The organism is Halomonas sp. JS92-SW72 (assembly GCF_003547075.1).
GTDB classification, from domain to species: domain Bacteria; phylum Pseudomonadota; class Gammaproteobacteria; order Pseudomonadales; family Halomonadaceae; genus Halomonas; species Halomonas alkalicola.
This window is the reverse complement of record NZ_CP032147.1, coordinates 3,470,607-3,496,258: the sequence shown is the minus strand read 5'-3', so window position 1 is coordinate 3,496,258 and position 25,652 is coordinate 3,470,607. Positions and strand designations below refer to the sequence as shown.

Genomic DNA, 25,652 nt, shown 5'->3' with positions numbered 1-25,652 from the left:
CAGAGTGGTGGGCCATTCTAGCAGGAACGGCGGCGTGGCTCACGGGCAGGTTGAGATCAGGCCGAGCCGGCGCGGCCGCCACCGTGGAGCTTGGCCTCGGTCAAGCCTGGCGTGCGGTGATGCGCTACAATGGCGCGACATTTCCCGTGGATGACCGCCTGCATGGAACTCAAGAACGATCGCTTTCTGCGCGCCCTGGCGCGTCAGCCTGTGGACCGCACCCCGGTATGGATGATGCGCCAGGCCGGCCGCTACCTGCCGGAGTACCGCGCCACCCGCGCCGAGGCCGGCGACTTCATGGATCTCTGCCGCAACCATGACCTGGCCTGCGAGGTGACCCTGCAGCCGCTGGAGCGCTATCCGCTGGACGCGGCGATCCTCTTCTCGGATATCCTGACCATCCCCGATGCCATGGGCCTGGGGCTCTACTTCGAGACCGGCGAGGGGCCGAAATTCCGCAAGCCGGTGCGCACCGCCGAGGATGTGGCGGCGCTCAGCGTGCCCGACGCCGAGCGCGATCTGGACTACGTGATGCGGGCGGTCTCCACCATCCGCCGCGAGCTCAACGGCCGGGTGCCGCTGATCGGCTTCTCCGGCAGCCCCTGGACGCTCGCCACCTACATGGTGGAGGGCAGCTCCAGCAAGGACTTCCGCCACGTCAAGACCATGCTCTACGACACGCCCAGCGTGATGCATGACCTGCTCGACACCCTGGCCACGGCGGTCACCGAGTACCTCAACGCCCAGATTCGCGCCGGCGCCCAGGCGGTGCAGATCTTCGATACCTGGGGCGGCGTGCTCTCCACCCCGGCCTATCTGGAGTTCTCGCTGCGCTACATGGAGCAGATCGTCGCCGGCCTGATCCGCGAGCACGACGGGCGCAAGGTACCGGTGATCCTGTTCACCAAGAACGGCGGCCAGTGGCTCGAGGACATCGCCCTGGCGGGCCCCGATGCGGTGGGCCTGGACTGGACGACGGAATTGTCCGACGCCCGCGCCCGAGTCGGCCACAAGGTGGCCCTGCAGGGCAACCTGGACCCCAACGTGCTGTTTGCCCGCCCCGCGGCGATTCGTGCCGAGGTGGCGCGCATCCTCGACAGCTATGGCGCAGGGCCCGGCCACGTCTTCAACCTGGGCCACGGCATCAGCCAGTTCACCAACCCGGACAACGTCACCGCCTTCATGGAGGCGCTGCACGAGCTGAGCCCGGCCTACCATCGCCGGATCCAGCATGGCTGAGAGGCCCCTGCTGACCCGGCTTGAACGTCTGCACGACCGGCGCCGCCTATGGGCGGCGCTGGCCGTTCTGGGGGCGCTGGCCATCGCCCTGGGCAGCCTGACGCCGGGCAGCCAGATGCCCTCGAACCTGCCCTGGGACAAGGCCAACCACTTCCTCGGCTACGCGGGGCTGGCCGGCCTGATCGGCCTGGCCGGGGTGCGCCTGCCGCTCGCCTTCCTGGTTGCCGTGCTCTACGGCATCGCCATCGAAGTCGCCCAGATCCCGGTGCCGGGCCGCAGCGGCGGCGACTGGGCCGATATCCTCGCCAACTCCCTCGGCGCCGCCTTCGCGGTGCTGCTGCTGGCCGCCTTCCGGCGCTGGCTGCGCTGAGCCCCGCCCAGGCGACCCTCGTCCGCGCATGCACCCGAATGGTGAGCGGCTTCGCACGGCCGCGCGATATGGTGCGCGGCACCCGGGCGGGGCAGCCGCCGCTTGCGTTGAAATGGCGCGATCGCGGCAGGCTAACCGGGTTGGAACGATCCTTGCTAGTGTCCAGAGACGTGCTCCGGCACGTCTCAACAATGGACAACGATCTCATCTAGCGAGGGACGATCCCCATGCTCAACAAGAAGAACAAGCTGATGCTGCTGGCCTCCGCCGGCGCCCTGACCCTGGCCGCCGCCGGTGTCGCCCAGGCCTCCACTCTGGAGGAGACCCGCAACCGCGGGGCGGTGCAGTGTGGCGTCAGCGACGGTCTCCCGGGCTTCTCGGCCCCGGATGACGAGGGCGAGTGGCAGGGCCTGGACGTCGACGTCTGTCGCGCCGTGGCCGCCGCGGTCTTCGGCGACGCCGAGGCGGTGCGCTACGTGTCGCTCAACGCCGTGGAGCGCTTCACCGCGCTACAGTCCGGCGAGGTGGACGTGCTCTCCCGCAACACCACCTGGACCACCACCCGCGACACCACCCTGGGCCTCAACTTCACCGGGGTGACCTTCTACGACGGCATCGGCTTCATGATCCACACCGAGATGGGCATCGACAGCGCCCAGGAGCTCGACGGGGCGGCGATCTGCGTGCAGTCCGGCACCACCACCGAGCTCAACGTGGCCGACTACTTCCGCGCCAACGGCATGGAGTTCGACCCCATCGTCTTCGATACCTCCGAGCAGACCGTGGGCGGCTACGAGGCCGGCCGCTGCGACGTGCTCACCTCGGATACCTCCCAGCTGGCCGCGCTGCGCATCCAGCTCTCCGATCCGGACGCCTCCAAGATCCTGCCGGAGATCATCTCCAAGGAGCCGCTGGGCCCGGTGGTGCGCCAGGGCGATGACCAGTGGTTCAACATCGTGAAGTGGTCGCTGTTCGCCATGCTCAACGCCGAGGAGATGGGCATCACCAGCGACAACGTCGACGAGATGCTCGAGTCCGAGGATCCGGACATCGCCCGCCTGCTGGGCCAGGACGGCAACTACGGCGAGGGCATGGGCCTCTCCGCCGACTGGGCCTACCAGATCGTCAAGCAGGTGGGGAACTACGGCGAGAGCTTCGAGCGCAACGTCGGCATGGACTCCCCGCTGGAGATCGAGCGCGGGCTCAACGCCCTGTGGACCGACGGCGGCATCCAGTACGCTCCGCCGATCCGCTGAGCCCGGAGGCCGGGGCGGCACCCCTCGCCCCGGCGCCTTCCCCGCTGGCCGTCCCGGCAGATCCGGGGCGGCCGGCGTGAATCCTGCTTGACGGATCCAGGCGGAGACTTCCCATGTCCGTTCGACACCCGGCCCGCCGCCCCGCGGGCCCACGCCCCCCGTTCTGGCGCGACCGCGCCAAGCGGGCGCTCTTCTTCCAGGTGCTGCTGCTGGCCGCCGTGGCGGCCTTCCTGCTCACCATCATCGGCAACACCCAGGACAACCTTGCCGCGCGAGGCATCACCACCGGCTTCGGCTTCCTGGGCAACACCGCGGGCTTCGGCATCGTCCAGAGCCTGATCGACTACTCCTCCCAGAGCACCTATGGTCGCACCTTCCTGGTGGGACTGCTCAATACCCTGCTGGTCTCGGCCCTGGGGGTGCTGGCGGCGACCGTCATCGGCTTCACCGTGGGCATCGCCCGGCTCTCGCCCAACTGGCTGATCGCCCGGTTGGCCAGCGGCTATATCGAGACCTTCCGCAACATCCCGCTGCTGCTGCAGATCTTCTTCTGGTACTTCGCGGTGCTGCGGACCCTGCCGGCGGCCCGCGACAGCCTCAGCTTCGGCGAGGTGATCTTCCTCAACGTGCGCGGCCTCTACCTGCCGGAACCGCAGTTCGAGTCGGGCTTCGGGCTGGTGCCGCTGGCCACCCTGGTGGCGGTGGTGGCCAGCATCGTGCTGGTGGTCTGGAACCGTCGGCGCCACGAGGCCACCGGGCGGCGGCTGCCGGCGGGCTGGATCTCGCTGGCGCTGATCGTCGGCCTGCCGCTCGCCGTGCTGGTCGTCACCGGGGTGCCGGTGACCTGGGAGGTGCCGGAGCTGCGCGGCTTCAACTTCCGCGGCGGCATCACGGTAATCCCGGAGTTCCTCGCCCTGTGGGTGGCGCTCTCCATCTACACCGCCTCGTTCATCGCCGAGATCGTGCGCTCGGGGATCCAGGCGATTCCCCACGGCCAGACCGAGGCGGCCCAGGCCCTCAGCCTGCCCCAGGGGCTGGTGCTGCGGCTGGTGGTGATCCCCCAGGCGCTGCGGGTGATCATCCCGCCGCTCACCAGCCAGTACCTCAACCTGATCAAGAACTCTTCGCTGGCTACCGCCATCGGCTATCCGGACCTGGTCTCGGTGTTCGCCGGCACCACCCTGAACCAGACCGGCCAGGCCATCGAGGTGATCGCCATGACCATGGCGGTCTATCTCACCATCAGCCTGCTGGTCTCGCTGTTCATGAACTGGTTCAACGCCCGCGTGGCGCTGGTGGAACGCTAGGAGAGCGCCATGACGATTCGCGACAAGATGATCGAGGCGCGACCGGCGCCGATCCGTACCGTGGGCCTCCTGGCCTGGCTGCGAGCCAACCTGTTCAGCGGCCCGATCAACAGCGTGTTCACCCTGCTGGGCCTCTACCTGCTCTACCTGCTGCTGGCGCCGACGATCCAGTGGGCAATCATCGATGCCGACTGGGTGGGCACCAGCCGCGACGACTGCTCCCGGGAGGGGGCCTGCTGGGTCTTCATCAATGCCCGCCTGACCCAGTTCATCTACGGGCTCTACCCGCGGGCCGAGCTGTGGCGGGTGAACATCGTCTTCGCCGGCTTCGCGGCGCTGATCGCCTGGCTGGCCATTCCGCGGCTGCCCTTCAAGCGTTGGGTGGCCGTCGCCACCCTGGTGGGCTTCCCGGTGGTCGCCTATGTGCTGCTCTACGGCGGCTACTTCGGCCTGCGGGTGGTGGAGACCCACCGCTGGGGCGGGCTGATGCTGACCCTGATCCTCGCCGTGGTGGGGATGGTGGCGGCGCTGCCGATCGGCATCCTGCTGGCCCTCGGCCGCCGTTCGCAGATGCCCATCGTCAAGAGCTTCTGCGTGGTGTTCATCGAGTTCTGGCGGGGGGTGCCGCTGATCACCATCCTGTTCATGGCCTCGGTGATGTTGCCGCTGTTCCTGCCCACCGGGGTCAGCGTCGACCGCCTGGTGCGCGCGCTGATCGGCATCACCCTGTTCCAGAGCGCCTACATGGCCGAGGTGGTGCGTGGCGGCCTGCAGGCGATTCCCAAGGGGCAGGAGGAGGCGGCCGCGGCACTGGGCATGGGCTACTGGATGCGCATGGGGCTGATCGTGCTGCCCCAGGCGCTGAAGATGATGATCCCCGGCATCGTCAACACCTTCATCTCGCTGTTCAAGGACACCACCCTGGTGATGATCATCGGGCTCTTCGACCTGCTGGGCATCGTCCAGGCGGCACTCTCGGACTCCCGCTGGCTGGGCTTCGCCCTGGAGGGCTACATCTTCGCCGCCTTCATGTTCTGGATCTTCTGTTTCAGCATGTCGCGCTACAGCCAGTACCTTGAACGCAAACTGAATACCGGCCACAAGCGGTAAGGAACGACAACAATGAATGAACAGGCAACCCGGGCCGGCGCCGAGACCCCCATGGTGGAGATGCGCGGCGTCAACAAGTGGTACGGCGACTTCCATGTGCTGCGCGATATCGACCTCACCGTGAGGCGCGGCGAGCGCATCGTCATCTGCGGCCCCTCGGGCTCCGGCAAGTCGACGCTGATCCGCTGCATCAACCACCTGGAGGAGCATCAGGAGGGGGAGATCGTGGTGGGCGGCGTGCCGCTGACCCAGGACGTCAAGCGCATCGAGCAGATCCGCCGCAGCGTCGGCATGGTGTTCCAGCACTTCAACCTCTGGGTAACCGGAATATCTGGTTGATTTGTCAGGTGCATCGCGGCTCGATCTTGCTCCACACCGGAAGAACTGATTGCTTGAAAGGATTTCCTCTTGCAAACATACCGTCCGTACGGTATTGTTCGTTTTTTTTGACGAGAAAGATCAAATATGAATGAGTTAATGCTGTACTTGGGCGTATTCATAGGAGCTGCGACACCTGTACTTGAAGTATGGCTAGCCGTCCCGTTGGGTGTATTAGCTGGCTTACCTTGGTTGCCTGCGGCGTTAGTTGGCTTTGCGGGCAACCTTATTACCTTGTTGCCAGTGATTTATGCTGGAGAGAAAATAAAATCCTGGATTAAGCGCTGGCGCAAAAAAGCACCATCTGAGGGTGTTGATGATGTCGCGGATGAAAAATCTCGAAAGCGAGTGATTTTTGAGCGATTCGGCGTGCCTGGTTTAGCTTTCCTTGGGCCGTTCTTGATTGGAGTTCACGCTGCTTCGGCTTTTGCTATAGCTTCGGGAGCTAATAGAAGAAATGTTGTTATCTGGTTTTCGGCTTCGATATTAATATGCTCGCTTGTATTTGCCATATTAGCTAACTTGGGGCTTGCAAGTTTCGTCGAAGGTCGAGCATTGCCGTTTGTGAGTTGACACGAAGTTTTTGATTTTTTTAACCCAAAGTTTAAGCCAGAAGTATAGGTAAATCACAAATGAAATCATGTCATCGAATAAAGAAGCTAGAAGGGATAGGACGGCTTTTCGCTATCGTTTGCCTGTTTGAAGGATTGACATAGGCAGGCCTGCTGATCGGAATGTTCCTAAAGTACGCAACTGCGACCACCGAGCTCGGTGTATGGCTATTCGGGCGTTTGCATGGCGCCGCATTCCTGTTCTACGTAGTTATTGCAATCCTTTCTACCCGACGCCTGCTGCATAGACTGCCGCAGCAAACTGTGTAGGCAAGCGATCCCCATGTTTAACCAGCGGACGGGGCACGAGCTCTCCACATTTTCGTTAATTTTCGTATTAAGAAGAAAAAGTTAACAGATACCAAGAGGTGCCAATGGAATCCTATCGCAGGAAAAAACAGCCAGAACTTGTAAAAAAGCAACTTATAGAAGCAGGGGTTTCTATTGCGCTCAAGCGTGGTTTGGCCGCAGTGACAGTCCAGGGTGTATCTGAAATGGCTGGGGTTACAAAGGGCGGGTTCTTGCATCACTTCCCCTGTAAAAAAGATTTAATACTGGCAATGTTCAATGATTTACTTTTTTCAGTTGAAAGAGACTTAGAGCAACACATGGCTGAGGATCCTGAAGAGTACGGATCATTTACACGTGCATATATTGAATTTTCAATGGCTTCAGCATGGGATGGAATGCATGACAGAAGGACGGCTTTAGCAGTACTTTCTATTGGTGAATCAGAACTTCGTTCGATTTGGGCAAGCTGGTTCAACAAGATGCAAAGAAAACATTTTCAGACAGATGGGGATGATCACTTAGCTATAACAAGATTAACTGTTGATGGATTATGGATGGCAACATTGTCTGATATAAATCTTCCAAATATAGGAAAGATACGAGAAAGTCTGCTCGATGCTACGCGCAAGAGGGGCTGACTGATTGTGATCGGTTCTGCCAACATAATCCACTTGTCAACATACCAAGTACTGGACTGCCGACACACCGACGAAGACATGCACTTCCAAGTGGACGCGCCTGATCCAATCGCCTGCGAGGACTGCGGCGTGATGGGTGAGCTCGTGCGGTTCGGTAAGCGTGATGTTCCTTATCGGGATCTGCCCATTCACGGCAAGCGGGTCACCCTTTGGGTGGTCCGCCGTCGGTACACCTGCCGGGCCTGCAAGACCACCTTCAGGCCCCAGCTACCGGAGATGGTGGATGGCTTCCGCATGACGCTGCGGCTGCATGAGTACGTGGAGAAGGAATCCTTCAACCACCCCTACACCTTCGTGGCGGCGCAGACCGGCTTGGACGAGAAGACGGTACGCGATATCTTTAACGCCCGCGTCGAGTTCCTGGGGCGCTGGCACCGCTTCGAGACGCCTCGCATTCTGGGCATCGATGAGCTGTACCTGAACAAGCGCTACCGCTGCATCCTGACCAACATCGAGGAGCGAACCCTGCTCGACCTGCTGGCCACCCGCCGTCAGGACGCGGTGACCAACTACCTGATGAAGCTCAAAGACCGGCAGAAGGTCGAGATCGTCAGCATGGACATGTGGAACCCCTACCGGGCAGCGGTCAAGGCGGTGCTGCCACAGGCCCGCATCGTGGTCGATAAGTTCCATGTGGTGCGTATGGCCAACGATGCGCTGGAGAAGGTGCGCAAGGGCCTCAGAAAGGAGCTGAAGCCCTCACAGAGCCGAACCCTTAAGGGAGACCGGAAAATCCTGCTGAAACGCGCTCACGAAGTCTCAGACCGGGAGCGCCTCATCATGGAGACCTGGACAGGCGCATTCCCGCAACTGCTGGCCGCCTACGAGCACAAGGAGCGCTTCTACGGCATCTGGAATGCTACCACACGGCCCCAGGCAGAAGCCGCCCTGGACGAATGGATAGCCACCATCCCGAAGGGCCAGAAGGAAGTCTGGAGCGATCTGGTCAGGGCGGTGTGTAACTGGCGCGAAGAGATCATGATCTACTTCGAGACGGATATTCCCGTCACCAACGCTTACACGGAGTCCATCAACCGATTGGCCAAGGACAAGAACCGTGAAGGGCGTGGTTATTCCTTTGAGGTGATGCGGGCACGAATGCTCTACACCACGAAGCACAAGAAGAAGGCCCCGACTGCGAAGGTCTCTCCGTTCTACAAGAAAACCATCGGTTACGGACTGCCGGACTTCGCAGAGGAACTCAACTACGGGGTCGATCTATCAACCATCTGAGGGAGGTATCAGGTTGGTGGGGTGAAGGTGCCCCATCAACCATTAAATCCGTATACCCCAACCTCTTTCCCCACCTGACGGTGCTGGAGAACTGCTGCCTCTCGCCCATGTGGGTGCAGAAGAAGTCGCGCCGCGAGGCCGAGGCCCAGGCGATGCAGTACCTGGAGCGGGTGCAGATCGCCGAGCAGGCGCGCAAGTACCCGGGCCAGCTCTCCGGCGGCCAGCAGCAGCGGGTGGCCATCGCCCGCTCGCTCTGCATGCACCCGGACGTGATGCTCTTCGACGAGCCCACCTCGGCGCTGGACCCGGAGATGATCAAGGAGGTGCTCGACGTCATGATCGAGCTGGCCCGCGAGGGGATGACCATGCTCTGCGTGACCCACGAGATGGGCTTCGCCAAGACCGTGGCCGATCGGGTGATCTTCATGGACCAGGGGCAGATCATCGAGGAGAACGCCCCTGGGCCCTTCTTCAACGCGCCCCAGTCGGAGCGGACCCGGCTCTTCCTCAGCCAGATCCTCGGTCACTGAGCCGCGCCCGTGGAGCGCTGCCTCGGCCTAGAGGCGCGGTTCCCGGGCCGGCGTGGTCTCGACCTGGCCGCCGGCCAGGTCCAGTGAGGGCTCCCGGGCGGCCTGCCGGGTGCGCAGCGGTTCGGCGGGTCGCCGTACCCGGGCGCTGCCCACCACGCTGTCGTCGGGGGCCAGCGCGCGGGCGTCGCTGGTCCAGGCGGTGCCGGGGTCATGCACCGCCGGGCGGCGCTCGAAGGAGCGGGTGATCACCGGCCCGGCGCCGAGCTGGCCGGCCAGATGGTGGGGCAGCAGCCACAGCTCGGCGAGCAGGCGCAGCGCCACCGCGGCCAGCAGCCACAGGCCGCCGCCCAGCGCCAGCGCTGGCCAGGCCTCCGTCCACCCCATCGGGGCGAGCCAGGGAGTGCGGGGCGCCAGCCACAGGGCGGCACCGGCCGCGAGGGCGAGCTGCAGCAGCAGGTGACAGGTGAGCAGGGTGCCGCGGGACAGCGGGCGGCGGGGAAACAGGAACTGTTGCATCGGGGTCCTCCCGGAGGCACATCGTGGCGATGAGGCGCGCCGACGTCCATGCCGGCGATGATGGGATGCTACCGCAGATGGTGCACGGCTGCAGCCGTGGCGTCGCGCGATGCGGGCATCATGGCAGCAGCGTGATGCTGGCCGGTGCCAGCGGCGCGCGGTCGCGATGGGCGTTCAGCGGGCGCCCCTCCAGGGCGGTGAGCAGGATCTGCAGCGGATCGCCGTGGCTGACCAGCAGGATGGTCTGTCCCTGCGCCTGGGCTTCCAGGTCAGCGATCACGGCGAGCAGGCGATTCGCCACGCGGGTGACGCTCTCCACGCCGAAGGCCTGGTGCTCGGGGTCCTCGGCATCCAGGGTCCAGGTGTGTGCGTAATGGCTGTCCGCCAGGCCTTCCAGGGTGCCGAAGCTGCGCTCGCGAAGACCGACATGGGATTCAGGGGCAAGGCCGAAGTGCCGGGCGACCCGCTCGGCGGTCTCGGTGGTGCGGCGGAAGTCGGAATGCAGCAGGCGTTCGGGGCGTGGCCAGCGCCAGTCGTCCAGCAGCTCCGCCAGCTGGGCCTGGCCCTGGCTCGAGAGCCCGAAGCCTGCCAGGCCACGCTCCGGGGTGCTGATGATCAGCCCCCGGGCGTTGGCCTCGCTGTGGCCGTGGCGCATCAGCAGGTAGCGGTTGCGGCGGGGGGGATGAGTGGGGAGAGACGGGGTCGACATGTGCTGGCCGTATCGTGGGGACGTTCTCGGATGCTATCCCAGATCAAGCGCCGGTGCAGTTCTTCGCCGCCGGGGGCGCCGGCGGGTTGACCGGGCCCGGGTCGCTTGCCAATGTTGAGTGAGTAGTGCGGCCGAGGCCCGTGGTCTCGGTATCGGTAGAACCTGCATCAAGGAGAGGCTATGACGACGTATATCGTGGTGGCAGACGCAGCGCGGGCGCGGATCTTCACCCGCGACGCGCTCAAGCTGGTCGAGCAGGAGAGCCTGGTGCATGCGGCCAGCCGGCTCCATGAGGGGGACCTGGTGACCGACCGCGGCGCCGACGTGCACGAGTCGACGTCGACGACCTCGCGTTCCTCCGGTGGCGAAAGCACCGCCCGCACCCATGAGGAGATGATCTTCGCCAAGGAGGTGGCCGAGCGCATCTACCGGGCCCGGGTCGACAACACCTTGCAGAAGCTGATCCTGGTGGCGCCACCGCGCTTCCTCGGCCAGCTGCGCGAGAAGATCGACGGCCCCACAGCCAAACTGGTGATCCACTCCCTGGCCAAGGATCTCTCCAAGGCCAGCCTCGAGGAGATCCAGGAGGCGGTCAGCGATATGCGCTGAGACGCCCCCCTCCTTCCGGTTCGTCGCGCGGGCCCGGCCACCATGGCCGGGCCCGCTGCCGTTGTGGCCCTCAGGGCACCGGTGGCAGGGCGATCTGGTCGCTTCGGGTGATGCCCTCGGTCATCTGCCGGCACAGCTTGAGGAACTCGCGCATGCCGGTGGCCAGGTACTTGTGGCGGTGCCAGATGAAGGCGAACTGGCGGCTCAGGTCCAGCTCCGGGGTGGGAATCGGCACCAGGCTGCCGCGGCGGAAGGCGTCGCGCAGCGCCAGCTTCGACACGCAGCCGATGCCGAGGCCCGATTCCACGGCACGCTTGATGCCCTCGGTATGCTCCAGCTCCAGCAGCACGTTGAAGCGGCCGCGGCGGTGGCGCGCGGCCTGCTCCAGGGTCAGGCGGGTGCCCGACCCCTGCTCGCGCATGATCCAGGCCTCGCGCAGCAGCCGCTCCAGCTCCACCGGGCCGCCCCCCGCCAGGGGGTGGCGCGGTGAGCAGAACACCGCCAGCTCGTCCTCCACCCAGGGCTGGGTGACCACGTCCTCCGCCTCGCAGTGCCCCTCGATCAGGCCCAGGTCGAGCTCATGGTGGCGCACCCCCTCGATGATGGCGCGGGTGTTGCGTACCGCCAGGCGTACCCGGCTGCCGGGGAAGCGCTGCATGAAGTCGCCGATCAGCAGGGTGGCCAGGTAGTTGCCGATGGTCAGGGTGGCGCCCACGTCCAGGGTGCCGATGCCCTGGCGGCCGCGCAGCAGTTCCTCCACCTCCTCGGCCCGGTCGAGCAGTGCCACCGCCTTGGGCAGCAGCTGGAAGCCCAGGGCGTTGAGCTTCAGGCGCTTGCCGATGCGGTCGAGCAGCTGGCAGTCGAACTGGCGTTCCAGCTCGGCCAGGGCGGTGCTGGTCGCCGACTGGGAGAGCGACAGGGCCCGGGCCGCCCGGGAGACGCTCTCGTGCTGGGCCACGGCGACGAAGACCTCCAGCTGGCGCAGGGTGAAACGCATGTCGCAGGCTCCGGTGATCCATATCAAGACTATGGATAAGGGTTATCCATACAATCCATTTAACAGATAACGCCCTTTCCCTTAGAATTCAATGCAAATATTAACCAGCCATCTATTCCTTTTTGGAATATAAAGCCTTTCGGGAATACTAGGAGCCGTCATGAGCAAGTTTGCCCTGGAAGAGGTGCTCAGCGTCCACCACTGGAACGACACGCTGTTCAGCTTCCGTACCACCCGCGAGCGCAGCCTGCGCTTCAAGAACGGCCAGTTCGTGATGATCGGCCTGGAGGTGGGCGGCAAGCCGCTGATGCGCGCCTACTCCATCGCCAGCCCCAACTACGAGGACCACCTCGAGTTCTTCAGCATCAAGGTGCCGGACGGCCCGCTGACCTCGCGGCTACAGCACCTGAAGGTGGGCGATCAGATCATGGTCAGCCGCAAGCCCACCGGCACCCTGGTCACCGACGACCTGCTGCCGGGCCGTAACCTCTACTTCCTGTCGACGGGCACTGGCCTTGCGCCCTTCATGAGCCTGATCCAGGACCCGGAGGTCTACGAGCGCTTCGAGAAGGTGGTGCTGATCCACGGCGTGCGCAGCGTCAGCGAGCTGGCCTATGCCGATTTCATCCAGAAGGAGCTGCCGGCCCACGAGTACCTGGGCGACGAGATCAGGGAGAAGTTGGTCTACTACCCCACGGTGACCCGCGAGGAGTTCCACACCATGGGCCGCCTCACCGACCATATCCGCACCGGCAAGCTGTTCGAGGACACCGGCCTTCCGCCCATGGACCCCAAGCAGGATCGCGCCATGATCTGCGGCAGCCCCGCCATGCTCGACGAGACCAGCGCGCTGCTCGACGACCTGGGCTTCAAGATCTCCCCGCGCATGGGCGAGCCCGGCGACTACGTGATCGAGCGGGCCTTCGTCGAGAAGTAAGCACCAGGCCTCAGGCCCCAAGCAAAACCCCCGGTGCCAAGGTGAACTGACCCCCAATAGTTGGACGTTTCATTCAGCCGGCGCCCAAGGCCTGAGTCCTGTACTGGGAGATCGAGAAAATCGCGGAAGCAGCTTAATAAAAGTGTCCGCTACGACTTGACCAGAACATTTTTATGTTTGCTTCTCAGGAGTGGATCGGCATGGCAGATCCCTTGATGCCAGTATGGCGGCTTGCCCTGCGCAACAAGGTCCGGATGGCCCCTGGCAACCGGCTAGAGGCGGCTCGCAATATTAGAATTCGCCACTGCCAGATCTCGATCAAGGGCACTGGTAATCGGTTGGTGATCGAGCCTGGTGCCAACCTGCGCGGCGTGCAGCTAGAGATCGATGGCGAGGGCTGTGAGTTGCGGATCGGTGCGGAGACGGTGATCGGCGAGGGGTGCTACCTCTCCTGCCGGGAGAGTGGCACGCGGCTGGTGATCGGCCGTGACGGCATGCTGTCCCGCAACGTCAAGGTCATGACCTCCGACGGGCACGAGATACTGGCCGGCGGTCAGCGCATCAACCCGGCGCGTTCCATCACCATCGGCGATCACGTCTGGCTGGCCGATAGCGCCATCGTGCTGAAGGGTGCCACCATTGGCGACAACGCGGTAGTTGGCATTGCAAGCCTGGTGACGGGAAAGGTCGAAGCCGGCTGCGTAGTGGCGGGCAATCCGGCCCGGGTGGTGAAGGAAGGGGTGACCTGGCTGCGCTGAGCCGCGGCGGGTTACCGAGATATCAGTGAAACAAGGTGCTTTTTTGATGGCAGGTGTGTTTTCGCGGGACCGGGCCCTTTCTATCAATGCCTGGGCGATGATGATCGCCCTGGTACTGCTGGTGGCCACGCCGGTGCGCAGCACCGTGGTGGTGGCGCTACTGATGCTCTACGGCATCGCCTACTTGATAGCCAATCGTCACAGTTTTCAGATGATGGCGCTGGACTGGTGGGTGGTGCTGCTGCTCAGTGCACTGCTGATAGGGCGGATAGGGCCCTTCGTGGTGGGGGACTACTCCAGCCGCTACTTGAGCGATGGGTTGCATATGGTGGCGACGATTCCCATCTACCTGATGCTGCGCCATGCGGTAGGTCAGGGGGATGTGTTGCGCTTCCGGGCCTTTCTGGAGTGGGGGCTGATCCTGGGTGCCGTCGGCGGCGGAGTGCTGGCTATGTACCAGACCCAGTGGCTCGGCATGCAGCGCGCTGATGGTTTCCTCTTCAGCATCAACTTTGGCTATTTGAATGCCATCCTGATGACGCTGGCTTTGGTACTCATGGCCGGCTCGCCACGACGCTGGTGGCTGGCCCTGGCCGCCTTGGCCGCTGCCGCCGCGGTGCTGCTCTCCGGTGCCCGGGGCGCCTGGCTGGTGATTCCTGTGGCGCTGCTGCTGGTGGGACTGGCCTATGCGCCCCGGCTGGGTTGGAAGTGGCTGGTGGCAGGAGCTGTTGCGCTGCCTCTGCTGGCAGTAGTGGTGGTGACCCAAGTGCCCGAGGTCGAGCGGCGCTATCAGCAGACGGTCTCGGAGGTGCAGCGAATCCAGAGCGGCAACCTGAACACCTCGGTAGGCTACCGGTTCCAGTTCTGGTACGCGGCCATGGAGGCCTTCAAGCAGCGCCCGCTGATCGGGCTGAGCTACCCCGAGCGCGAGGCGCTGAATGCGGAACTGCAGGAGCGGGGGGAGATCGCTCCCTTCGTGGGCCAGAGCAGCCGGGGTCATGCCCATAGCCAGTACTTCGAGATGATGGCCACGGGTGGGCTGATCGGCCTGCTTGCGCTGGTGGGCTACCTGGTAGTGCCGGGGGTCTACCATGCCCGCACCTGGTGGCGCGACCGCGAGAACGTCTACGCCATGGCGGGGCTGGGACTGACCGTCTCGGTGGCGGTCTGCGGACTGACGGAGGTGCTGCTGCAGCAGGAGATGATCGCTGCCATGTATGCCTACCTGCAGGGGATGCTGCTGGTGCTGGCGTTGGCCTGGCGGCGGTACCCCGAGCAGAAGCCTGTATGATGAAGGCGTTATTCGCTGACAGGAGCCCCACGGCTTGAGACTGGTGACGCTGGATTTCGAGGGAGTGAAAAGCCGCTTCGTGCTCTTCGAGTATGAGGGGCAGGGGAGGTCGCTACGGCTGGTCAAGGATGATCGCGCGCGCCTGCTGGAGGGCATAGCGAGTAGTGAGTTCTTCTTCGATGTGGAGTCCGGTGCCCTGGCCAAGGTGAAGCGGGACAAGTACCGCGGGCGCAAGCGGCCGCTTCGCTGGCTTTTTCGGGACTATTTCGAGAAGCGACTGATGTTTCAGTTCGAGGCGCGCAAGGAAATCCGCAGCCAGCGTGCGGTGCGTGCCGCCGGCCTGGTCACTCCTAGGTGCGTCGCCTGGGGGCTCTCCTTCAACCCCTTCAACCGGCGCGGCTCGCTGCTGTTGATGGAGCACGTCCAGGACGTAGTGACCGGGGAGCAGCACTTCGCCTCTCTGGAGGTGGCCGGACGTGAGGCCTTCCTGATGCGTTTTTGCGGCGACCTGATGCGGCTAGCCAGGGCGGGCTATGCCCACCGCGACCTGCACATGAACAATCTGCTCTGTACCGCGAGGGGCGAGATCATCTGGGTGGATACCCATGTGCGCCCCCTGCCGCGCAGCAAGCGCGGCAAATGGCGAGAGGTGTACCGTTCCATTTCCAATCCACGCCTGCTGGATGACGGCTGGAGGGAGTGGCTGCACAAGGAGATGAAGCGGCGCTGGAAGGCCGAGGATCAGCGCAGGTAGAAAAAGAGGCTAAATGTCGGGTCCCGTGTGATTGATTACCCGCTTGGTAAATAACTCTGGTCGCTTGGCCTGCCACTCCTTCATCGCCGTGATCGGTGATTGATGATGCAGCGCCTTCTGCGGGATGTGGTGATTGTACAGCCAAGCGTAGCGTTTGAGCGTCTGCTCCAGGTCCTCGCCTGAGGTATACCGCCGGGTGGCCAGCACGTCGCTGATGCGGCCGTTGAACCGCTCCACCATGCCGTTCGTCTGTGGCCTTCCCGGCTTGATCAGGCGATGGTCGATACCATGGGCCTGGCACTCCTGGTCGAAGGGGTGGCGGCCGCTGGGCTTGCGCTCACCTGCCCGCGTGAAGCGATCGGTGAACGACTTGCCGTTGTCAGTGAGCACCGTCTGGATCGTGAAGGGAGCCTTCTCCTCCACGCGCTTCATGAACGCCTTGGCATCCTTGGCAGACTGGCTGCTCCTGACCTCCAGATAGACCCAGCGTGTGGCACGGTCGATGGCGACATACAGGTAGCGCTTCTGCTCCTCATCAGGCATCTGAGGCAGGTGCTTGATGTCGATATGCACATACCCGGGCTCGTAGTCCTTGAAGGGCTTGTGCCGGGGCTTCCCATCATCGCCAGCGTCCTGCCGAGCCAGTTCTGCCAGTGTCGGCACCTCGCGCCGCTGGAGCATGCGGTGCAGGCCTGAGCGAGACAGTCGAGGGTTCAGGAACTCACGTGCCACGACGAGGAGATCATCCAGGCCCAGGCGCAGGAATCCGCGAGCGGCGATCAGTACCTCCTCCTGCTCGGACGTGAGGGTGGCCAGCAGGTTGTGACGCGTGTGCGGTCGGTCATGGACATCGTCGCGGTACCGCCAGCGCCGGATGGTCGCGGGGGAGACGCCATACTGGCGGGCCAGCTCGCTATCCGTGATGCTGGCGGGTGCCGCCTGGATTTCAGCACGGATCTTCGGTGTCGTCGTGGCCTGCTTATGCAGCTTGATGTCCATGAACCTGCTCCCGAATGAATTGCTGTAGAAGCTCTCTGGCTGCCAGCAGAGGATAACTCCTATAGCTCATCTGATCATCCGGGACCCTACAGCTAAACGCTATGGCCGCTCCGGAGTAGGCTAAGTCTGCTTGGGGTTTTCAGCATCGCTCAGTACGCGGGTTGATACTTGTTGACGGGTCCATTTGCCTTCCGGTTTGTCAATATATTGGAAGTGCTCGTTGGTGAAGCTGCCCTGGTGCACGGCGTGGCGATAAGAGACAGTAGGAATGTTGTTAAGATTGAGAGCTTCAATGAACACGCCGGGGCCGGTAATCTCAAACACGTTTGATTTGTTGTTCTCTTGGATGTTCTCCACGACCCGCTCAATCAGCCTGGCCAGGTTGGGATTGCCCGGCGCGCTGGCGATGAAATAGTTGCTCAGCTCCCCTTTTCGCGTCGTCACATAGAGTTCTTGGTGGTCGCCCAGCACCCGGGAGAGCGGCCAGATCTGGTGGGCGTCGATATCCAGGTAGACACCGCCATGCTTGTGAAGAACCAGCAGGCGCCAGAAGTCGGCCTGAGCGGCACCGATCTGCAGGCGCTCGTAGTGGGGGAGAATCTCCGGGTAGTACTCGCCGATGAACTTCCTGCGGGCCTCGGTGATCATGAAACGGTATTCGAAGCGCGGTGCCATTAGCCGGTTGAACAGATAGTTCAGGTAGACCGGTAGAGTCACTCGGTTGGTGAAGTTGGTCTGCCAGATGATGCGCGGAATGGGGCCGACCTTGCCGTCCTTGAGCAGCGGTGCGGCCTGTTCCGGGAGCGTGAAACGCATTTTCGGCAGCACCCAGTGAAAGGGGTAACTGATCACCTTGGTGATGTTGGCCACCAGCTTGATGAGGCGGCTGGTGGCAACTATCAGTGTTTGTTTCATGTGGCCTCTGTGATTATCTACCCGTTCTGGTAAATATTGCCGGGGCGCCGGCGGCGCCATGCCCGGCGGCGCCGGGTTCCCACCTGTGGTGTCAGTGTCCGTGGCTAGGCTCCGGTGCCGCTGGTTGTGCGGCCTATCGTTGAAGCGTCGCGGAGCCAGTCTTACACCTGTAGGACCCAGGGCAGTGGCTGCTCAGCCTGCGTCCGTTTCTACCTCGAAACCCACGATCTGGCGCTTATCGCTTGAAAACTCCACCCCGATCAGGTGAATCACCTTGCCCTGGCCGAGATACTTGTCGGCATAGCCCTTGTCCTTGATCTGCTGTAACGCGCGGTCTTCGGGGAGCTGCTCCACCACCTTGAACTCGAACAGGTAGAGGTGCCCGGCAAAATCGACGGTCATATCGACCTTGCCGTGGTGGCTGGCGTCTTCCACGGTGACTCGCAGGCCCAGGGCGGCGAAGTGACTGTAGAAGACGCTGGCATAGTGTCCCTCATACTTCGCAATCGGGTTGTTTCGATACCAGTCGTGGGGCAGGCCGGCGAAGAGCGCCTTGAGGTGGGATTCCAGGCCTGGCAGGTCGGCGGTTTTCAGCAGGCGAGGCAGTCGTACCATCAGCTCGTCGAGGCTGTCGTTGTTGATGCCCAGTACCGGCAACAGCGCCTCGTTCAGGCTGGCCTCTACCTCCTGGTTGGGAAACCCCAGTGCATAGATCGGGCGGTTCGGGATTTCCTCACGGATGGCCTTGATGGTCAGGTAGCCGGTCTGGAACAGCAGCGCCTCGGTGGCGATATCATCGACGTCGAACCTGCTCAGCAGTGCCGGTCGGCTATGCCAGGCAGTCAGCGCTGGAGTAAAGACACCGCGCTGCTTGAGCACGTCGACCAGGAAGGTCGGCGTCGCGCTCTCGAACCAGTAGGGGCTGAACTTGCGCTCCTGGAACAGCAGCAGCACATCGAAGGGGTTGTAGACGGAGGCGACGTCCTGGCCGCCCCAGCGATAGCCGTTGTACCAGGTACGGATTTGGTTACGGTCGAGTGCCTGAAGCTCGGGGGCGAAGACGCTGTCGATGTCCTCGTCGGTATAGCCGCAGATCGATGAATATGCCTCGCTCAGGGTGATATCACGCAGGTTGTTTAGCCCGGAAAAGAGGCTGACCTTGCTGAACTTGGAGACGCCGGTGAGCAGCACGAAGGCGAGGTGCGGGTCGGCATCCTTGAGCACGCTATAGAGATTCTTGAGCCCCTCGCGCAGCTCGCGGGCGCGCTCGGGCGCGAGCAGGTTGTCGAGGATCGGCTTGTCGTACTCATCCACCAGGATCACGACGCGCTGGCCATGCAGGCGGTGGACCTTGTGGATCAGCTCGCGAAACCTGCCGGCAATGGAGATGTTGTCGAAGGCGACGGAATGGCGCGTGGCCTCGGCCTGCAGCAGCTCGGTGATGTGCTGGTCCAGGGCCTCACGGCTATCGATGACGCCATCGGCGAAGCTGATCCGGATGACAGGGTGCCGAGCTTGCCAGTCCCACTTGTCTTGGATGAAGAGCCCCTCAAACAGCGCTTCTCGGCCCTCGAAGAGGCAGCGCAGGGTGTCCACCAGCAGGCTCTTGCCGAAGCGCCGCGGCCGCGAGAGGAAGTAGTACTTGCCCTCTTCCACCAGGCGGTGAATGTGCGGTGTCTTGTCGACGTAGTAGTAGCCGCCCTCGATGATGTCGGCGAAGGTCTGGATGCCGATGGGCAGCTTCTTCTTGCGGGTGCGGGTCAAGGCAACCTCCGGTAGGGGCAAGCGTCGTCAAGGATAGCAGAGTTACCTCAGCCGCTTCTTGATGCTGTCCATCCAGCCAAGCGCACCCGGGGTGGCCTGGAAGAGGTCGCGCATCTCCTGGCGGTAATACCACGCCTGATCGGGGCCACCGATGGTCATGCCCTGGGGGTTGAGCTTTGGCGGCTTGCGCTTGTTGGCGACCAGGTAGTTGAGCACCTTGGGTAGCGCCCGATAGGCCTCGGAGAGGGCCTTTTCGGCGTCATGCAGCCGGTTGAGTCGCACCAGGGCCAGCACCCGGCCATAGCGGGTCTCGGCCAGGGCGTCGTCTGGAAACCGCTCGCAGATGGCCAATGCTTGTTCATCCTGCCCATCGCGCAGCAGGGCGTTGACCAGCGGGGCGCGCACGCCCAGGTTGTCGTTCGGGCAGAGAGCCAGCAGCTGCGAGAGGCTGCGAATGGCGGCGCTCTGGCCCTCCTGGTCGAGGGCGTGCTGCATCATCAGCCTGAGCAGGGGGCGATGTTCCAGCCACGCCCAGGGCAGCTGGCCGCCCTCGGGCAGGGCGTCCAGGACATGGGCAATCACTCGCTCCTGCTGCCGCTGCAGCGCCTTGTTGAACTGCTCGTGAGCGGTGCTGAAGACAGTGCCGGCAAAGGCGTCGAGCTGCTGCAGGAAATCGGGGCTCTGCAGCAGCGCCGGATGCTGGCGGATCAGCTCGGGATCCAGCGGATCTGGACCCTCGCCGGCCTGGTAGAGGACCGCCTGGGCCCGTTCGACCTCGGCTGGCAGCATCAGCACCCACTGGGTTCCATCGCCATCGGGGCCGGGCGGGCCCGGTTCGAAAGTGACCGGGTAGAGCGGCTGGCGGAGTGCAGCCTTCAGCAGGCCGGCAACCGGCCTCAGTAGCTCATCCGGCGCGCCGAACAGGGCCATCAGGCTGTCGTCTTCCGGGGGGGCATCGGCGAACGCTTCGGGCTCATCCTCGTCATCCGGGATGTCGTCCGGCAGGGTGGCCAGGCTGGCCTGCTCTTCGAAGAAGGCGATGGCATCCTCGAGCCCCAGCTCCCGGGCAGCCGGCAGCCACTCCTGGGCGGTACGCTGGGCCTCGGCATCGGCGCCGATATCGCGCAGGCAGACCACCTTGAAGAGGCCGTTGGCCAGGTTGTCCGGGTCCAGCGTCTCGGCCTGGTGGAGCAGGGCCATGGCTTCGGCGGGGCGGCCATCCAGCAGCGCCTGGCCCGTCAGCCAGTGGAGCGCCTCGGCGGCGGCCGGCGGCTTAAGGGTTGGGAGCAGGTCGCTCAACGCCTTCTCGCCGGCCGATTGATGGCCGAGGGCGTTATAGGCGTCGCCCAGCAGATGGACGGCCTGGGCCTGAAGGTCGGCCTCCAGGACTCCCTGCTTGAGCAGTTTCAACAGCTGAGTGCGCGCCTTGCCGGGGTGTTTGTCATCCAGTTCCAGCTCGGCGAGCACCAGCAGCAGTCTGGGCGGTGCTTTGCTGGCGGCTTCCTTGCGCTGCTTGGCGGTGAAGAGTGACGCGGCGATACGCAGCACCGGCAGCTCGTCGTTGAGGCCCAGGGGGAGTTCCTGCTGCAGCGGTTGGCAGCAGCGCTTGAACTTCTTGCCCGAGCCGCAGGGGCAAGGATCGTTGCGCTTCGGCGCAGGAAGCGGGTCCGGCCGGAAGCCCCGCGAGGGCAACGGCGCGTTGTCCCAGAGGGTGCGCGCGATCGGCCAGAAGGGCATCTGCGGATCGAACCATTCGGTAACGCCGCTGTGTCGGGCGATCTCGTCGAGCGCTGCGAAGTAGGCGTCCGCACTCTCATGCTGGAGGATGTGCCGTAATGACGCCTCCAGGAAGGTGTCGATGCTGATTTCGAGCTCTGCAGGAATCTCGGGAAGATCGGCGTCAACCATCGGTACCTTGTTTCTACTGTCAAGTTCGTGATCGAAGGTCATGAATCCTCTACGCTCAGGCGTTAACCACCTCGGCCCAGAGATCATACTCATCGGCATTAGTCACCCGCGCCCGTACGATCTGCCCGGGCCTGAGCTCAAGGTCGGTTTCCAGCCCTGAGGTGTCGAGAAAGACCATGCCGTCGATCTCCGGGGCGTCGGCGTGGCTACGGCCGATGGGGCCTTCGTCGGTGATCTCGTCGACCAGCACCTCGATCTCGCGGCCGATTTTGGCCTGCAGGCGGGCGGCGGAGATCTGCTGCTGGTGGGCCATGAAGCGCTCCCAGCGCTCCTGCTTGACGTCGTCCGGCACCGGCTCGAGATCCATGTCGTTGGCGGGGGCGCCGTCTACCGGGGAGTACTGGAAGCAGCCGACGCGGTCGAGCTGGGCCTCGGTGAGCCAGTCGAGCAGGGTCTGGAAGTCCTCCTCGGTCTCGCCGGGGAAGCCGACGATAAAGGTGGAGCGGATGGTGAGCTCCGGGCAGATCTCCCGCCAGCGCTTGATGCGCTCGAGCGTCCTGTCCTCGAAGGCCGGGCGCTTCATCGCCTTGAGCACCCTGGGGCTGGCGTGCTGGAAGGGGATATCCAGGTAGGGCAGGAGCTTGCCCTCGGCCATCAGCGGGATCAGCTCGTCCACGTGGGGGTAGGGGTAGACGTAGTGCAGGCGTACCCAGATGCCGAGCTCGGAGAGCGCCTCGCACAGCTCTGTCATGCGGGTCTTCACCGGGCGGCCGTTCCAGAAGCCGGTGCGGTACTTGAGGTCGACTCCGTAGGCGCTGGTGTCCTGGGAGATCACCAGGAGCTCCTTGACGCCGGCGCGCTTCAGCCCCTCGGCCTCGCTGAGCACCTCGCCCACCGGGCGGCTGACCAGCTTGCCGCGCATGGAGGGGATAATGCAGAAGCTGCAGCTGTGGTTGCAGCCCTCGGAGATCTTCAGGTAGGCGTAGTGGCGCGGGGTGAGCTTGACGCCCTGGGGCGGCACCAGGTCGATGCGCGGGTCGTGGTCCTGGCGGGGCGGCACCACCTCGTGCACGGCGCTGACCACCTGCTCGTACTGCTGGGGGCCGGTGACGGCGAGCACGCTGGGGTGAACGTCGCGGATGGCGCCTTCCTCCACGCCCATGCAGCCGGTGACGATCACCCGGCCGTTCTCGGCGATCGCCTCGCCGATGGCATCGAGCGATTCCGCCTTGGCGCTGTCGATGAAGCCGCAGGTGTTGACCACCACCACGTCGGCGTCGTCGTAGCTCGGGGTGATCTCGTAGCCCTCGGTGCGCAGCTGGGTGAGAATCCGTTCGGAATCCACCAGCGCCTTGGGGCAGCCGAGCGAGACGAAACCGACCTTGGGTGTGGACATGCAGAAGACCTTTGCTTGGAAACGCGGGAAGCGCGGATTTTACCGTGTCGGGGCGCGGGGGGCCACAGGAGGGGCCTGTCCTGGCATGGGCTGCCATGGCGAATGGAGGGCGCTGTTGTGCGGTGTGGGCTGTGATATGGCGCCAGAGGCGCTTGCTTGTCCGATTTGCTATGCTGGGCGCAATGCTCTTGGGGTGGCAAGCACTGGGAGGTAAGTGATTATGCAGCTTGAAGAACTCATTACCAAAGTGAGCCGTCTGCCGGAAGTTCGCCAGCAGGAGGTGATGGACTTTGTTACCTTCCTGGAGCAGCGCTATGGCCAGGCCGATCCCGCTGAGGCGGAACAACTCGATTGGTCTGAGAAGCAGTTCCGTTCCATGAGCATTGAGCAGGCGATGCGTGATGTGGAGGCCGAGCCCGACCTCTACTCGGAAGATGACCTGAATGAAAGATGGCATTGACCCTATCAAGTGGTAACTGACCCCCATGGCCACCATCGAACACAGCGCGATCCTGAAGGCGCCACCGGAGCGGGTCTTCGCCCTGCTGGAGCGGGTGGAGGACTTCGCCGACTATTCTGACCTGATCCACGCCATCGAGCCGCTGGGGAATGACCGCTACCGCTGGCACGTGCATGCAGTGGGGCGAGACTGGCACTTCGATGTGGCGGTAACGGAGTCACGTTCCCCGGAGGTGCTGGCCTGGGAGTCGCTGGATGGGGTCAAGAACCAGGGCTGCTATCGGCTCACGCCGGTGAAGGAGGGCACCGAGGTGGCGCTGACGCTCACCTATGTGCTGCGCAACAAGCTGGTGGAGAAGGCCGTGAACAAGGCGGCGAGGCCCCTGGTGGGGCGGGTGAGCCGGCAGATCCTCGAGCGGGTGGAGGAGAGGCTATAGGTTCCTGCGGCTTGATGGGGAAATTCTATTAGGCTGCTATCTACTTTTTACGCTGCGGTAGACCTATCATGACCTTGACGAGGCCGCCGGCCTCACAGAGGAATCCGTCATGATCAAGGGGCTTATGTGGTGCTTCGCCATCCTGGGCGTGCAGCTTGGCCTTTTGCGTTACATCGATATTCGCGTGGCTGCTATGCCGCGGTTGCAGGACCCTCCCGAGGAGCCGGGCAATCCTGACTCCCAAGTCACCGAGGCTGTTGCTTCTGGTGGGAGCCACGCTCTGCGGGGCGAATAGACGCATGCAACCCCGCTGGGCGCCTGCGGCGCCATTCGCCGGGCGGAACCCAGCTCCCACCAGTAGTTTGAAGCGGTGGGGACACAGCCATTCGCCGCGTTGGGCCCGGCTACCACCAGTGGATTGAAGCGGTGGAAGCACAGGCATTCGCTCGGCAGAGCCGGTCTCCCACTAGTAGCTTGGAGCGGTGGGGACACAGCCATTCGCTGGGTAGCGCCCGGCTCCCACCATCAACAATCAGGCATACCTGTTTTTCGTTACCGGTACCGATAGATCCGCAGGCTGGGCAGGAAGGGTTCGTCCTCGAGCTTCTCGTCGCGTCTTCTGGCGCGGGTGCGCTGCTCGGGCGGCGCGAGCGGGGGGAGGTTGTGGTCGGGCAGGCGGCCGTCGGGGCTGGGCACGAAGAGCGGCAAGGCGACGTTCATGGCGCGGCGGATGCGGCCGTCATCGAGGGGCTCCCGATAGAAAAGGTTGGCGCGCATCAGCGGGGCCTGGCGCTGCACCTGGGCCAGCGGCTCTGCGCTTGGGATTCCGGCCAGTTTTCGCAGCTGAATGCGCACGTGGGCGGCCTCCGTATCTAGCTTCGTCAGCTTCTGCTCCGCCTCCTGCACCGTCAGGCGCTTGATGGAGCGCCCGCTCGCGTACCAGGCCAGCCGCACCCGGGCGAGCGGCGCCTCGGCCACGGGGATCGCTCGCCAGCACTGCTTGAGATGCACCCGGGCCAGGCCCTGGCCGCGCAGGTGGTCGTGCAGCTCCGGGTGGCGGAAGGGCAGCACCGCCTTCGCCTCGGGAATCAGCTCGGGCTCGCTCTCCTTGATGTGGGCGAGCAGGGCGGCGAACTCGGCCTTGGCGATGTTGGTGCGTGCCACCGCGTCCATCAGGGTCTCATCGGCGGCCACCAGCCCGATATGGGTGCGAGTGGCGCGGCCGTCCTGGCCATCCTGGTACCAGACATCCAGCAGGGCGTGGCGCAGCCAATCGGCCGCGCGCTCGGCGCTTACCGGTTCCGGCTCGCCGAAAATCCAGCTGGCACCGGGGCGGTGGCCATAGGCAGCCGCAACCGCCTCAGCGGCTTCGAGCAGGGCGTCGAAGGCAGCCTCTAGTTCGGCCAGCAGGCGGTATGCGGGGCGTGGCATGGTGCTCAACGCGAAATCACGCTGCAGCACTCTTCAGCAGAGGCCAGGCACCTTGTTTGGATGCTTCCAGAATCACGACTTCTACAATGGAACCATCCTCGGCGTAGCTGATATGGGTGTTCCAGTCCTGGGAGGCCTCCTTCACGATCGGCTTGTCGGCCAGGTGGAGCACCAGGATATCGTCTGCTTCGTCATAGGTGGTGCGCATGATCATTTCTCCCACTTGAAGTGATGCATGACGGTCTTTACGACCAGTCTATCTTCGAGGACCACTGCTGCACAGATGAGGTTGTCAGCCCGACCTTTGAACTCCTTAGCAACCCACAGGCGGGTGTCGTCCTTGTAACGGGGCATGCCTGTGTCGATAAGGTCGACCAGCTCAATCTGGCTGATCTTCCTTTCCGTCATGCGCTCCGCGGCGTGTCGGGTCACATGGACTGGCAGTCCAAAGCGCTTACTTTGCATCTTGTTACCTACTCATCCTGCAAGCCACGCTCGGCGCGCAGGATCATCTCGTCGATCTCGGTCTCGTCCATGGCGGGCTCGCCGGCAATGCGGTGGCTGCCATCCGCCCAGGCGCCGAGATCCAGCAGGCGGCAGCGCTCGCTGCAGAAGGGGCGGTAGGCGTTCTTCTCGCTCCACACGACCTTCTTGCGGCATTGGGGGCAGGCGACTTCCAGGGGGCGGCTTACTTCACTCATGCGTAACCTCGATGTCGGGCGGAAGTTTCACAAGTCCTCCAGGGACAC

General features: G+C 63.7%; 28 protein-coding genes and 2 pseudogenes. 18 read left to right on the top strand and 12 right to left on the bottom strand.

What is annotated here, in order from left to right; translation table 11 throughout:
• Positions 1–162: 162 nt before the first annotated feature.
• The 10 genes and pseudogenes from hemE to D1793_RS16445 all read left to right on the top strand — a co-directional run.
• A complete protein-coding gene (gene hemE, locus D1793_RS16500) occupies positions 163–1,239 on the top strand; it encodes a uroporphyrinogen decarboxylase (protein WP_119023108.1) in 1,077 nt (358 codons plus the stop codon).
• Positions 1,232–1,609, top strand: a complete 378-nt coding sequence (locus tag D1793_RS16495) for a VanZ family protein (protein WP_119023107.1) — start codon at positions 1,232–1,234, stop codon at positions 1,607–1,609. Before hemE ends, D1793_RS16495 begins: the two co-directional genes overlap by 8 nt.
• Before the next feature lie 227 nt (positions 1,610–1,836).
• Positions 1,837–2,865, top strand: a complete 1,029-nt coding sequence (locus D1793_RS16490) for an amino acid ABC transporter substrate-binding protein (protein ID WP_119023106.1) — start codon at positions 1,837–1,839, stop codon at positions 2,863–2,865.
• Between the two features lie 113 nt (positions 2,866–2,978).
• Positions 2,979–4,172 carry an amino acid ABC transporter permease gene (locus tag D1793_RS16485; RefSeq protein ID WP_119023105.1) on the top strand — a complete coding sequence of 398 codons (1,194 nt, stop codon included), beginning with the start codon at positions 2,979–2,981 and terminating at the stop codon, positions 4,170–4,172.
• A gap of 9 nt (positions 4,173–4,181) precedes the next feature.
• On the top strand, positions 4,182–5,282 hold the full coding sequence (locus tag D1793_RS16480; protein WP_119023104.1) for an amino acid ABC transporter permease: 1,101 nt from the start codon (positions 4,182–4,184) through the stop codon (positions 5,280–5,282).
• A 51-nt stretch (positions 5,283–5,333) separates the two neighbouring features.
• Positions 5,334–5,600: pseudogene (locus D1793_RS16475) on the top strand (ATP-binding cassette domain-containing protein); the annotation flags it as partial.
• Between the two features lie 147 nt (positions 5,601–5,747).
• The gene (locus tag D1793_RS16470; protein WP_068811893.1) at positions 5,748–6,233 is read left to right on the top strand and encodes a small multi-drug export protein; all 486 of its coding nucleotides are present in this window, start codon (positions 5,748–5,750) and stop codon (positions 6,231–6,233) included.
• A gap of 412 nt (positions 6,234–6,645) precedes the next feature.
• On the top strand, positions 6,646–7,200 hold the full coding sequence (locus tag D1793_RS16460) for a TetR/AcrR family transcriptional regulator (RefSeq protein WP_068811892.1): 555 nt from the start codon (positions 6,646–6,648) through the stop codon (positions 7,198–7,200).
• A 3-nt stretch (positions 7,201–7,203) separates the two neighbouring features.
• Positions 7,204–8,493 carry an ISL3 family transposase gene (locus D1793_RS16455; protein WP_040460797.1) on the top strand — a complete coding sequence of 430 codons (1,290 nt, stop codon included), beginning with the start codon at positions 7,204–7,206 and terminating at the stop codon, positions 8,491–8,493.
• A 59-nt stretch (positions 8,494–8,552) separates the two neighbouring features.
• Positions 8,553–9,023 (top strand): annotated as a pseudogene (locus D1793_RS16445) (amino acid ABC transporter ATP-binding protein); the annotation flags it as partial.
• Between the two features lie 27 nt (positions 9,024–9,050).
• Here the strand turns inward: D1793_RS16445 and D1793_RS16440 are convergent.
• Together D1793_RS16440 and D1793_RS16435 are read right to left on the bottom strand one after the other, a co-directional pair.
• Positions 9,051–9,539, bottom strand: coding sequence for a hypothetical protein (locus tag D1793_RS16440; RefSeq protein ID WP_119023103.1), 489 nt, complete (start codon positions 9,537–9,539; stop codon positions 9,051–9,053).
• Positions 9,540–9,657: 118 nt separating this feature from the next.
• Positions 9,658–10,248, bottom strand: coding sequence for a histidine phosphatase family protein (locus D1793_RS16435; RefSeq protein WP_240407698.1), 591 nt, complete (start codon positions 10,246–10,248; stop codon positions 9,658–9,660).
• Positions 10,249–10,428: 180 nt separating this feature from the next.
• Here D1793_RS16435 and D1793_RS16430 point away from each other — a divergent pair, with 180 nt between their 5' ends.
• Positions 10,429–10,857, top strand: coding sequence for a host attachment protein (locus D1793_RS16430; RefSeq protein WP_119023102.1), 429 nt, complete (start codon positions 10,429–10,431; stop codon positions 10,855–10,857).
• A gap of 70 nt (positions 10,858–10,927) precedes the next feature.
• Here D1793_RS16430 and D1793_RS16425 read toward each other — a convergent pair whose 3' ends face one another.
• Complete coding sequence (locus tag D1793_RS16425; protein ID WP_119023101.1) at positions 10,928–11,854, bottom strand: LysR family transcriptional regulator; 927 nt, start codon at positions 11,852–11,854, stop codon at positions 10,928–10,930.
• A gap of 160 nt (positions 11,855–12,014) precedes the next feature.
• On the opposite strand from D1793_RS16425, the gene D1793_RS16420 reads away from it, so the two are divergent.
• The 4 genes from D1793_RS16420 (at position 12,015) to D1793_RS16405 (ending at position 15,594) form a co-directional block, all read left to right on the top strand.
• Positions 12,015–12,791 (top strand): ferredoxin--NADP reductase, encoded by a 777-nt coding sequence (locus tag D1793_RS16420; protein WP_119023100.1) that lies wholly within the window; start codon positions 12,015–12,017, stop codon positions 12,789–12,791.
• Between the two features lie 200 nt (positions 12,792–12,991).
• Positions 12,992–13,549 (top strand): acyltransferase, encoded by a 558-nt coding sequence (locus tag D1793_RS16415; RefSeq protein WP_162899996.1) that lies wholly within the window; start codon positions 12,992–12,994, stop codon positions 13,547–13,549.
• Between the two features lie 46 nt (positions 13,550–13,595).
• Positions 13,596–14,840 (top strand): O-antigen ligase family protein, encoded by a 1,245-nt coding sequence (locus D1793_RS16410; protein ID WP_119023098.1) that lies wholly within the window; start codon positions 13,596–13,598, stop codon positions 14,838–14,840.
• A 43-nt stretch (positions 14,841–14,883) separates the two neighbouring features.
• Positions 14,884–15,594 (top strand): lipopolysaccharide kinase InaA family protein, encoded by a 711-nt coding sequence (locus tag D1793_RS16405; RefSeq protein ID WP_240407848.1) that lies wholly within the window; start codon positions 14,884–14,886, stop codon positions 15,592–15,594.
• Positions 15,595–15,603: 9 nt separating this feature from the next.
• Here the strand turns inward: D1793_RS16405 and D1793_RS16400 are convergent, their stop codons facing one another.
• From D1793_RS16400 to rimO, 5 genes are all read right to left on the bottom strand, one after another.
• Positions 15,604–16,593 (bottom strand): IS481 family transposase, encoded by a 990-nt coding sequence (locus D1793_RS16400; RefSeq protein WP_119023096.1) that lies wholly within the window; start codon positions 16,591–16,593, stop codon positions 15,604–15,606.
• 120 nt (positions 16,594–16,713) lie between these two features.
• A complete protein-coding gene (locus tag D1793_RS16395; RefSeq protein ID WP_119023095.1) occupies positions 16,714–17,508 on the bottom strand; it encodes a glycosyltransferase in 795 nt (264 codons plus the stop codon).
• A 192-nt stretch (positions 17,509–17,700) separates the two neighbouring features.
• Positions 17,701–19,272 (bottom strand): ATP-binding protein, encoded by a 1,572-nt coding sequence (locus tag D1793_RS16390; RefSeq protein ID WP_119023094.1) that lies wholly within the window; start codon positions 19,270–19,272, stop codon positions 17,701–17,703.
• Positions 19,273–19,314: 42 nt separating this feature from the next.
• Complete coding sequence (locus tag D1793_RS19705; RefSeq protein WP_205527563.1) at positions 19,315–21,180, bottom strand: SEC-C metal-binding domain-containing protein; 1,866 nt, start codon at positions 21,178–21,180, stop codon at positions 19,315–19,317.
• 55 nt (positions 21,181–21,235) lie between these two features.
• The gene (rimO, locus tag D1793_RS16380) at positions 21,236–22,576 is read right to left on the bottom strand and encodes a 30S ribosomal protein S12 methylthiotransferase RimO (RefSeq protein WP_119023093.1); all 1,341 of its coding nucleotides are present in this window, start codon (positions 22,574–22,576) and stop codon (positions 21,236–21,238) included.
• A 220-nt stretch (positions 22,577–22,796) separates the two neighbouring features.
• Here rimO and D1793_RS16375 point away from each other — a divergent pair, with 220 nt between their 5' ends.
• The 3 genes from D1793_RS16375 to D1793_RS16365 all read left to right on the top strand — a co-directional run bounded on the left by D1793_RS16375 (position 22,797) and on the right by D1793_RS16365 (position 23,767).
• On the top strand, positions 22,797–23,036 hold the full coding sequence (locus D1793_RS16375; RefSeq protein WP_119023092.1) for a DUF2281 domain-containing protein: 240 nt from the start codon (positions 22,797–22,799) through the stop codon (positions 23,034–23,036).
• Positions 23,037–23,061: 25 nt separating this feature from the next.
• Complete coding sequence (locus D1793_RS16370) at positions 23,062–23,472, top strand: SRPBCC family protein (protein WP_119023091.1); 411 nt, start codon at positions 23,062–23,064, stop codon at positions 23,470–23,472.
• A gap of 109 nt (positions 23,473–23,581) precedes the next feature.
• The gene (locus tag D1793_RS16365; protein ID WP_119023090.1) at positions 23,582–23,767 is read left to right on the top strand and encodes a hypothetical protein; all 186 of its coding nucleotides are present in this window, start codon (positions 23,582–23,584) and stop codon (positions 23,765–23,767) included.
• 257 nt (positions 23,768–24,024) lie between these two features.
• Here D1793_RS16365 and D1793_RS16360 read toward each other — a convergent pair whose 3' ends face one another.
• Genes D1793_RS16360 through yacG form a run of 4 tightly spaced genes read right to left on the bottom strand, consistent with a single transcriptional unit; the run spans position 24,025 to position 25,604 of the window.
• Positions 24,025–24,903, bottom strand: a complete 879-nt coding sequence (locus D1793_RS16360) for a DNA replication terminus site-binding protein (protein WP_119023730.1) — start codon at positions 24,901–24,903, stop codon at positions 24,025–24,027.
• Between the two features lie 16 nt (positions 24,904–24,919).
• Positions 24,920–25,111 carry a DUF2283 domain-containing protein gene (locus D1793_RS16355; protein ID WP_110070307.1) on the bottom strand — a complete coding sequence of 64 codons (192 nt, stop codon included), beginning with the start codon at positions 25,109–25,111 and terminating at the stop codon, positions 24,920–24,922.
• 2 nt (positions 25,112–25,113) lie between these two features.
• Positions 25,114–25,368, bottom strand: a complete 255-nt coding sequence (locus D1793_RS16350; RefSeq protein WP_119023089.1) for a DUF4258 domain-containing protein — start codon at positions 25,366–25,368, stop codon at positions 25,114–25,116.
• Positions 25,369–25,376: 8 nt separating this feature from the next.
• A complete protein-coding gene (gene yacG / locus D1793_RS16345) occupies positions 25,377–25,604 on the bottom strand; it encodes a DNA gyrase inhibitor YacG (protein ID WP_119023088.1) in 228 nt (75 codons plus the stop codon).
• Between the last annotated feature and the right edge of the window lie 48 nt (positions 25,605–25,652).

Bases quoted from the DNA above. Each gene is read 5' to 3' on its own strand.
- D1793_RS16425 (WP_119023101.1), bottom strand. From the start codon at position 11,854: ATGCGTTTCACCCTGCGCCAGCTGGAGGTCTTCGTCGCCGTGGCCCAG.
- D1793_RS16360 (WP_119023730.1), bottom strand. From the start codon at position 24,903: ATGCCACGCCCCGCATACCGCCTGCTGGCCGAACTAGAGGCTGCCTTC.
- D1793_RS16460 (WP_068811892.1), top strand. From the start codon at position 6,646: ATGGAATCCTATCGCAGGAAAAAACAGCCAGAACTTGTAAAAAAGCAA.
- D1793_RS16395 (WP_119023095.1), bottom strand. From the start codon at position 17,508: ATGAAACAAACACTGATAGTTGCCACCAGCCGCCTCATCAAGCTGGTG.
- D1793_RS16485 (WP_119023105.1), top strand. From the start codon at position 2,979: ATGTCCGTTCGACACCCGGCCCGCCGCCCCGCGGGCCCACGCCCCCCG.
- D1793_RS16490 (WP_119023106.1), top strand. From the start codon at position 1,837: ATGCTCAACAAGAAGAACAAGCTGATGCTGCTGGCCTCCGCCGGCGCC.
- hemE (WP_119023108.1), top strand. From the start codon at position 163: ATGGAACTCAAGAACGATCGCTTTCTGCGCGCCCTGGCGCGTCAGCCT.
- D1793_RS16415 (WP_162899996.1), top strand. From the start codon at position 12,992: ATGGCAGATCCCTTGATGCCAGTATGGCGGCTTGCCCTGCGCAACAAG.
- D1793_RS16370 (WP_119023091.1), top strand. From the start codon at position 23,062: ATGGCCACCATCGAACACAGCGCGATCCTGAAGGCGCCACCGGAGCGG.
- D1793_RS16400 (WP_119023096.1), bottom strand. From the start codon at position 16,593: ATGGACATCAAGCTGCATAAGCAGGCCACGACGACACCGAAGATCCGT.
- D1793_RS16480 (WP_119023104.1), top strand. From the start codon at position 4,182: ATGACGATTCGCGACAAGATGATCGAGGCGCGACCGGCGCCGATCCGT.
- rimO (WP_119023093.1), bottom strand. From the start codon at position 22,576: ATGTCCACACCCAAGGTCGGTTTCGTCTCGCTCGGCTGCCCCAAGGCG.
- D1793_RS16430 (WP_119023102.1), top strand. From the start codon at position 10,429: ATGACGACGTATATCGTGGTGGCAGACGCAGCGCGGGCGCGGATCTTC.
- D1793_RS16365 (WP_119023090.1), top strand. From the start codon at position 23,582: ATGATCAAGGGGCTTATGTGGTGCTTCGCCATCCTGGGCGTGCAGCTT.
- D1793_RS16350 (WP_119023089.1), bottom strand. From the start codon at position 25,368: ATGCAAAGTAAGCGCTTTGGACTGCCAGTCCATGTGACCCGACACGCC.
- D1793_RS16440 (WP_119023103.1), bottom strand. From the start codon at position 9,539: ATGCAACAGTTCCTGTTTCCCCGCCGCCCGCTGTCCCGCGGCACCCTG.
- D1793_RS16355 (WP_110070307.1), bottom strand. From the start codon at position 25,111: ATGCGCACCACCTATGACGAAGCAGACGATATCCTGGTGCTCCACCTG.
- D1793_RS16420 (WP_119023100.1), top strand. From the start codon at position 12,015: ATGAGCAAGTTTGCCCTGGAAGAGGTGCTCAGCGTCCACCACTGGAAC.
- D1793_RS16410 (WP_119023098.1), top strand. From the start codon at position 13,596: ATGGCAGGTGTGTTTTCGCGGGACCGGGCCCTTTCTATCAATGCCTGG.
- D1793_RS16495 (WP_119023107.1), top strand. From the start codon at position 1,232: ATGGCTGAGAGGCCCCTGCTGACCCGGCTTGAACGTCTGCACGACCGG.
- D1793_RS16375 (WP_119023092.1), top strand. From the start codon at position 22,797: ATGCAGCTTGAAGAACTCATTACCAAAGTGAGCCGTCTGCCGGAAGTT.
- D1793_RS16435 (WP_240407698.1), bottom strand. From the start codon at position 10,248: ATGTCGACCCCGTCTCTCCCCACTCATCCCCCCCGCCGCAACCGCTAC.
- D1793_RS19705 (WP_205527563.1), bottom strand. From the start codon at position 21,180: ATGGTTGACGCCGATCTTCCCGAGATTCCTGCAGAGCTCGAAATCAGC.
- yacG (WP_119023088.1), bottom strand. From the start codon at position 25,604: ATGAGTGAAGTAAGCCGCCCCCTGGAAGTCGCCTGCCCCCAATGCCGC.
- D1793_RS16470 (WP_068811893.1), top strand. From the start codon at position 5,748: ATGAATGAGTTAATGCTGTACTTGGGCGTATTCATAGGAGCTGCGACA.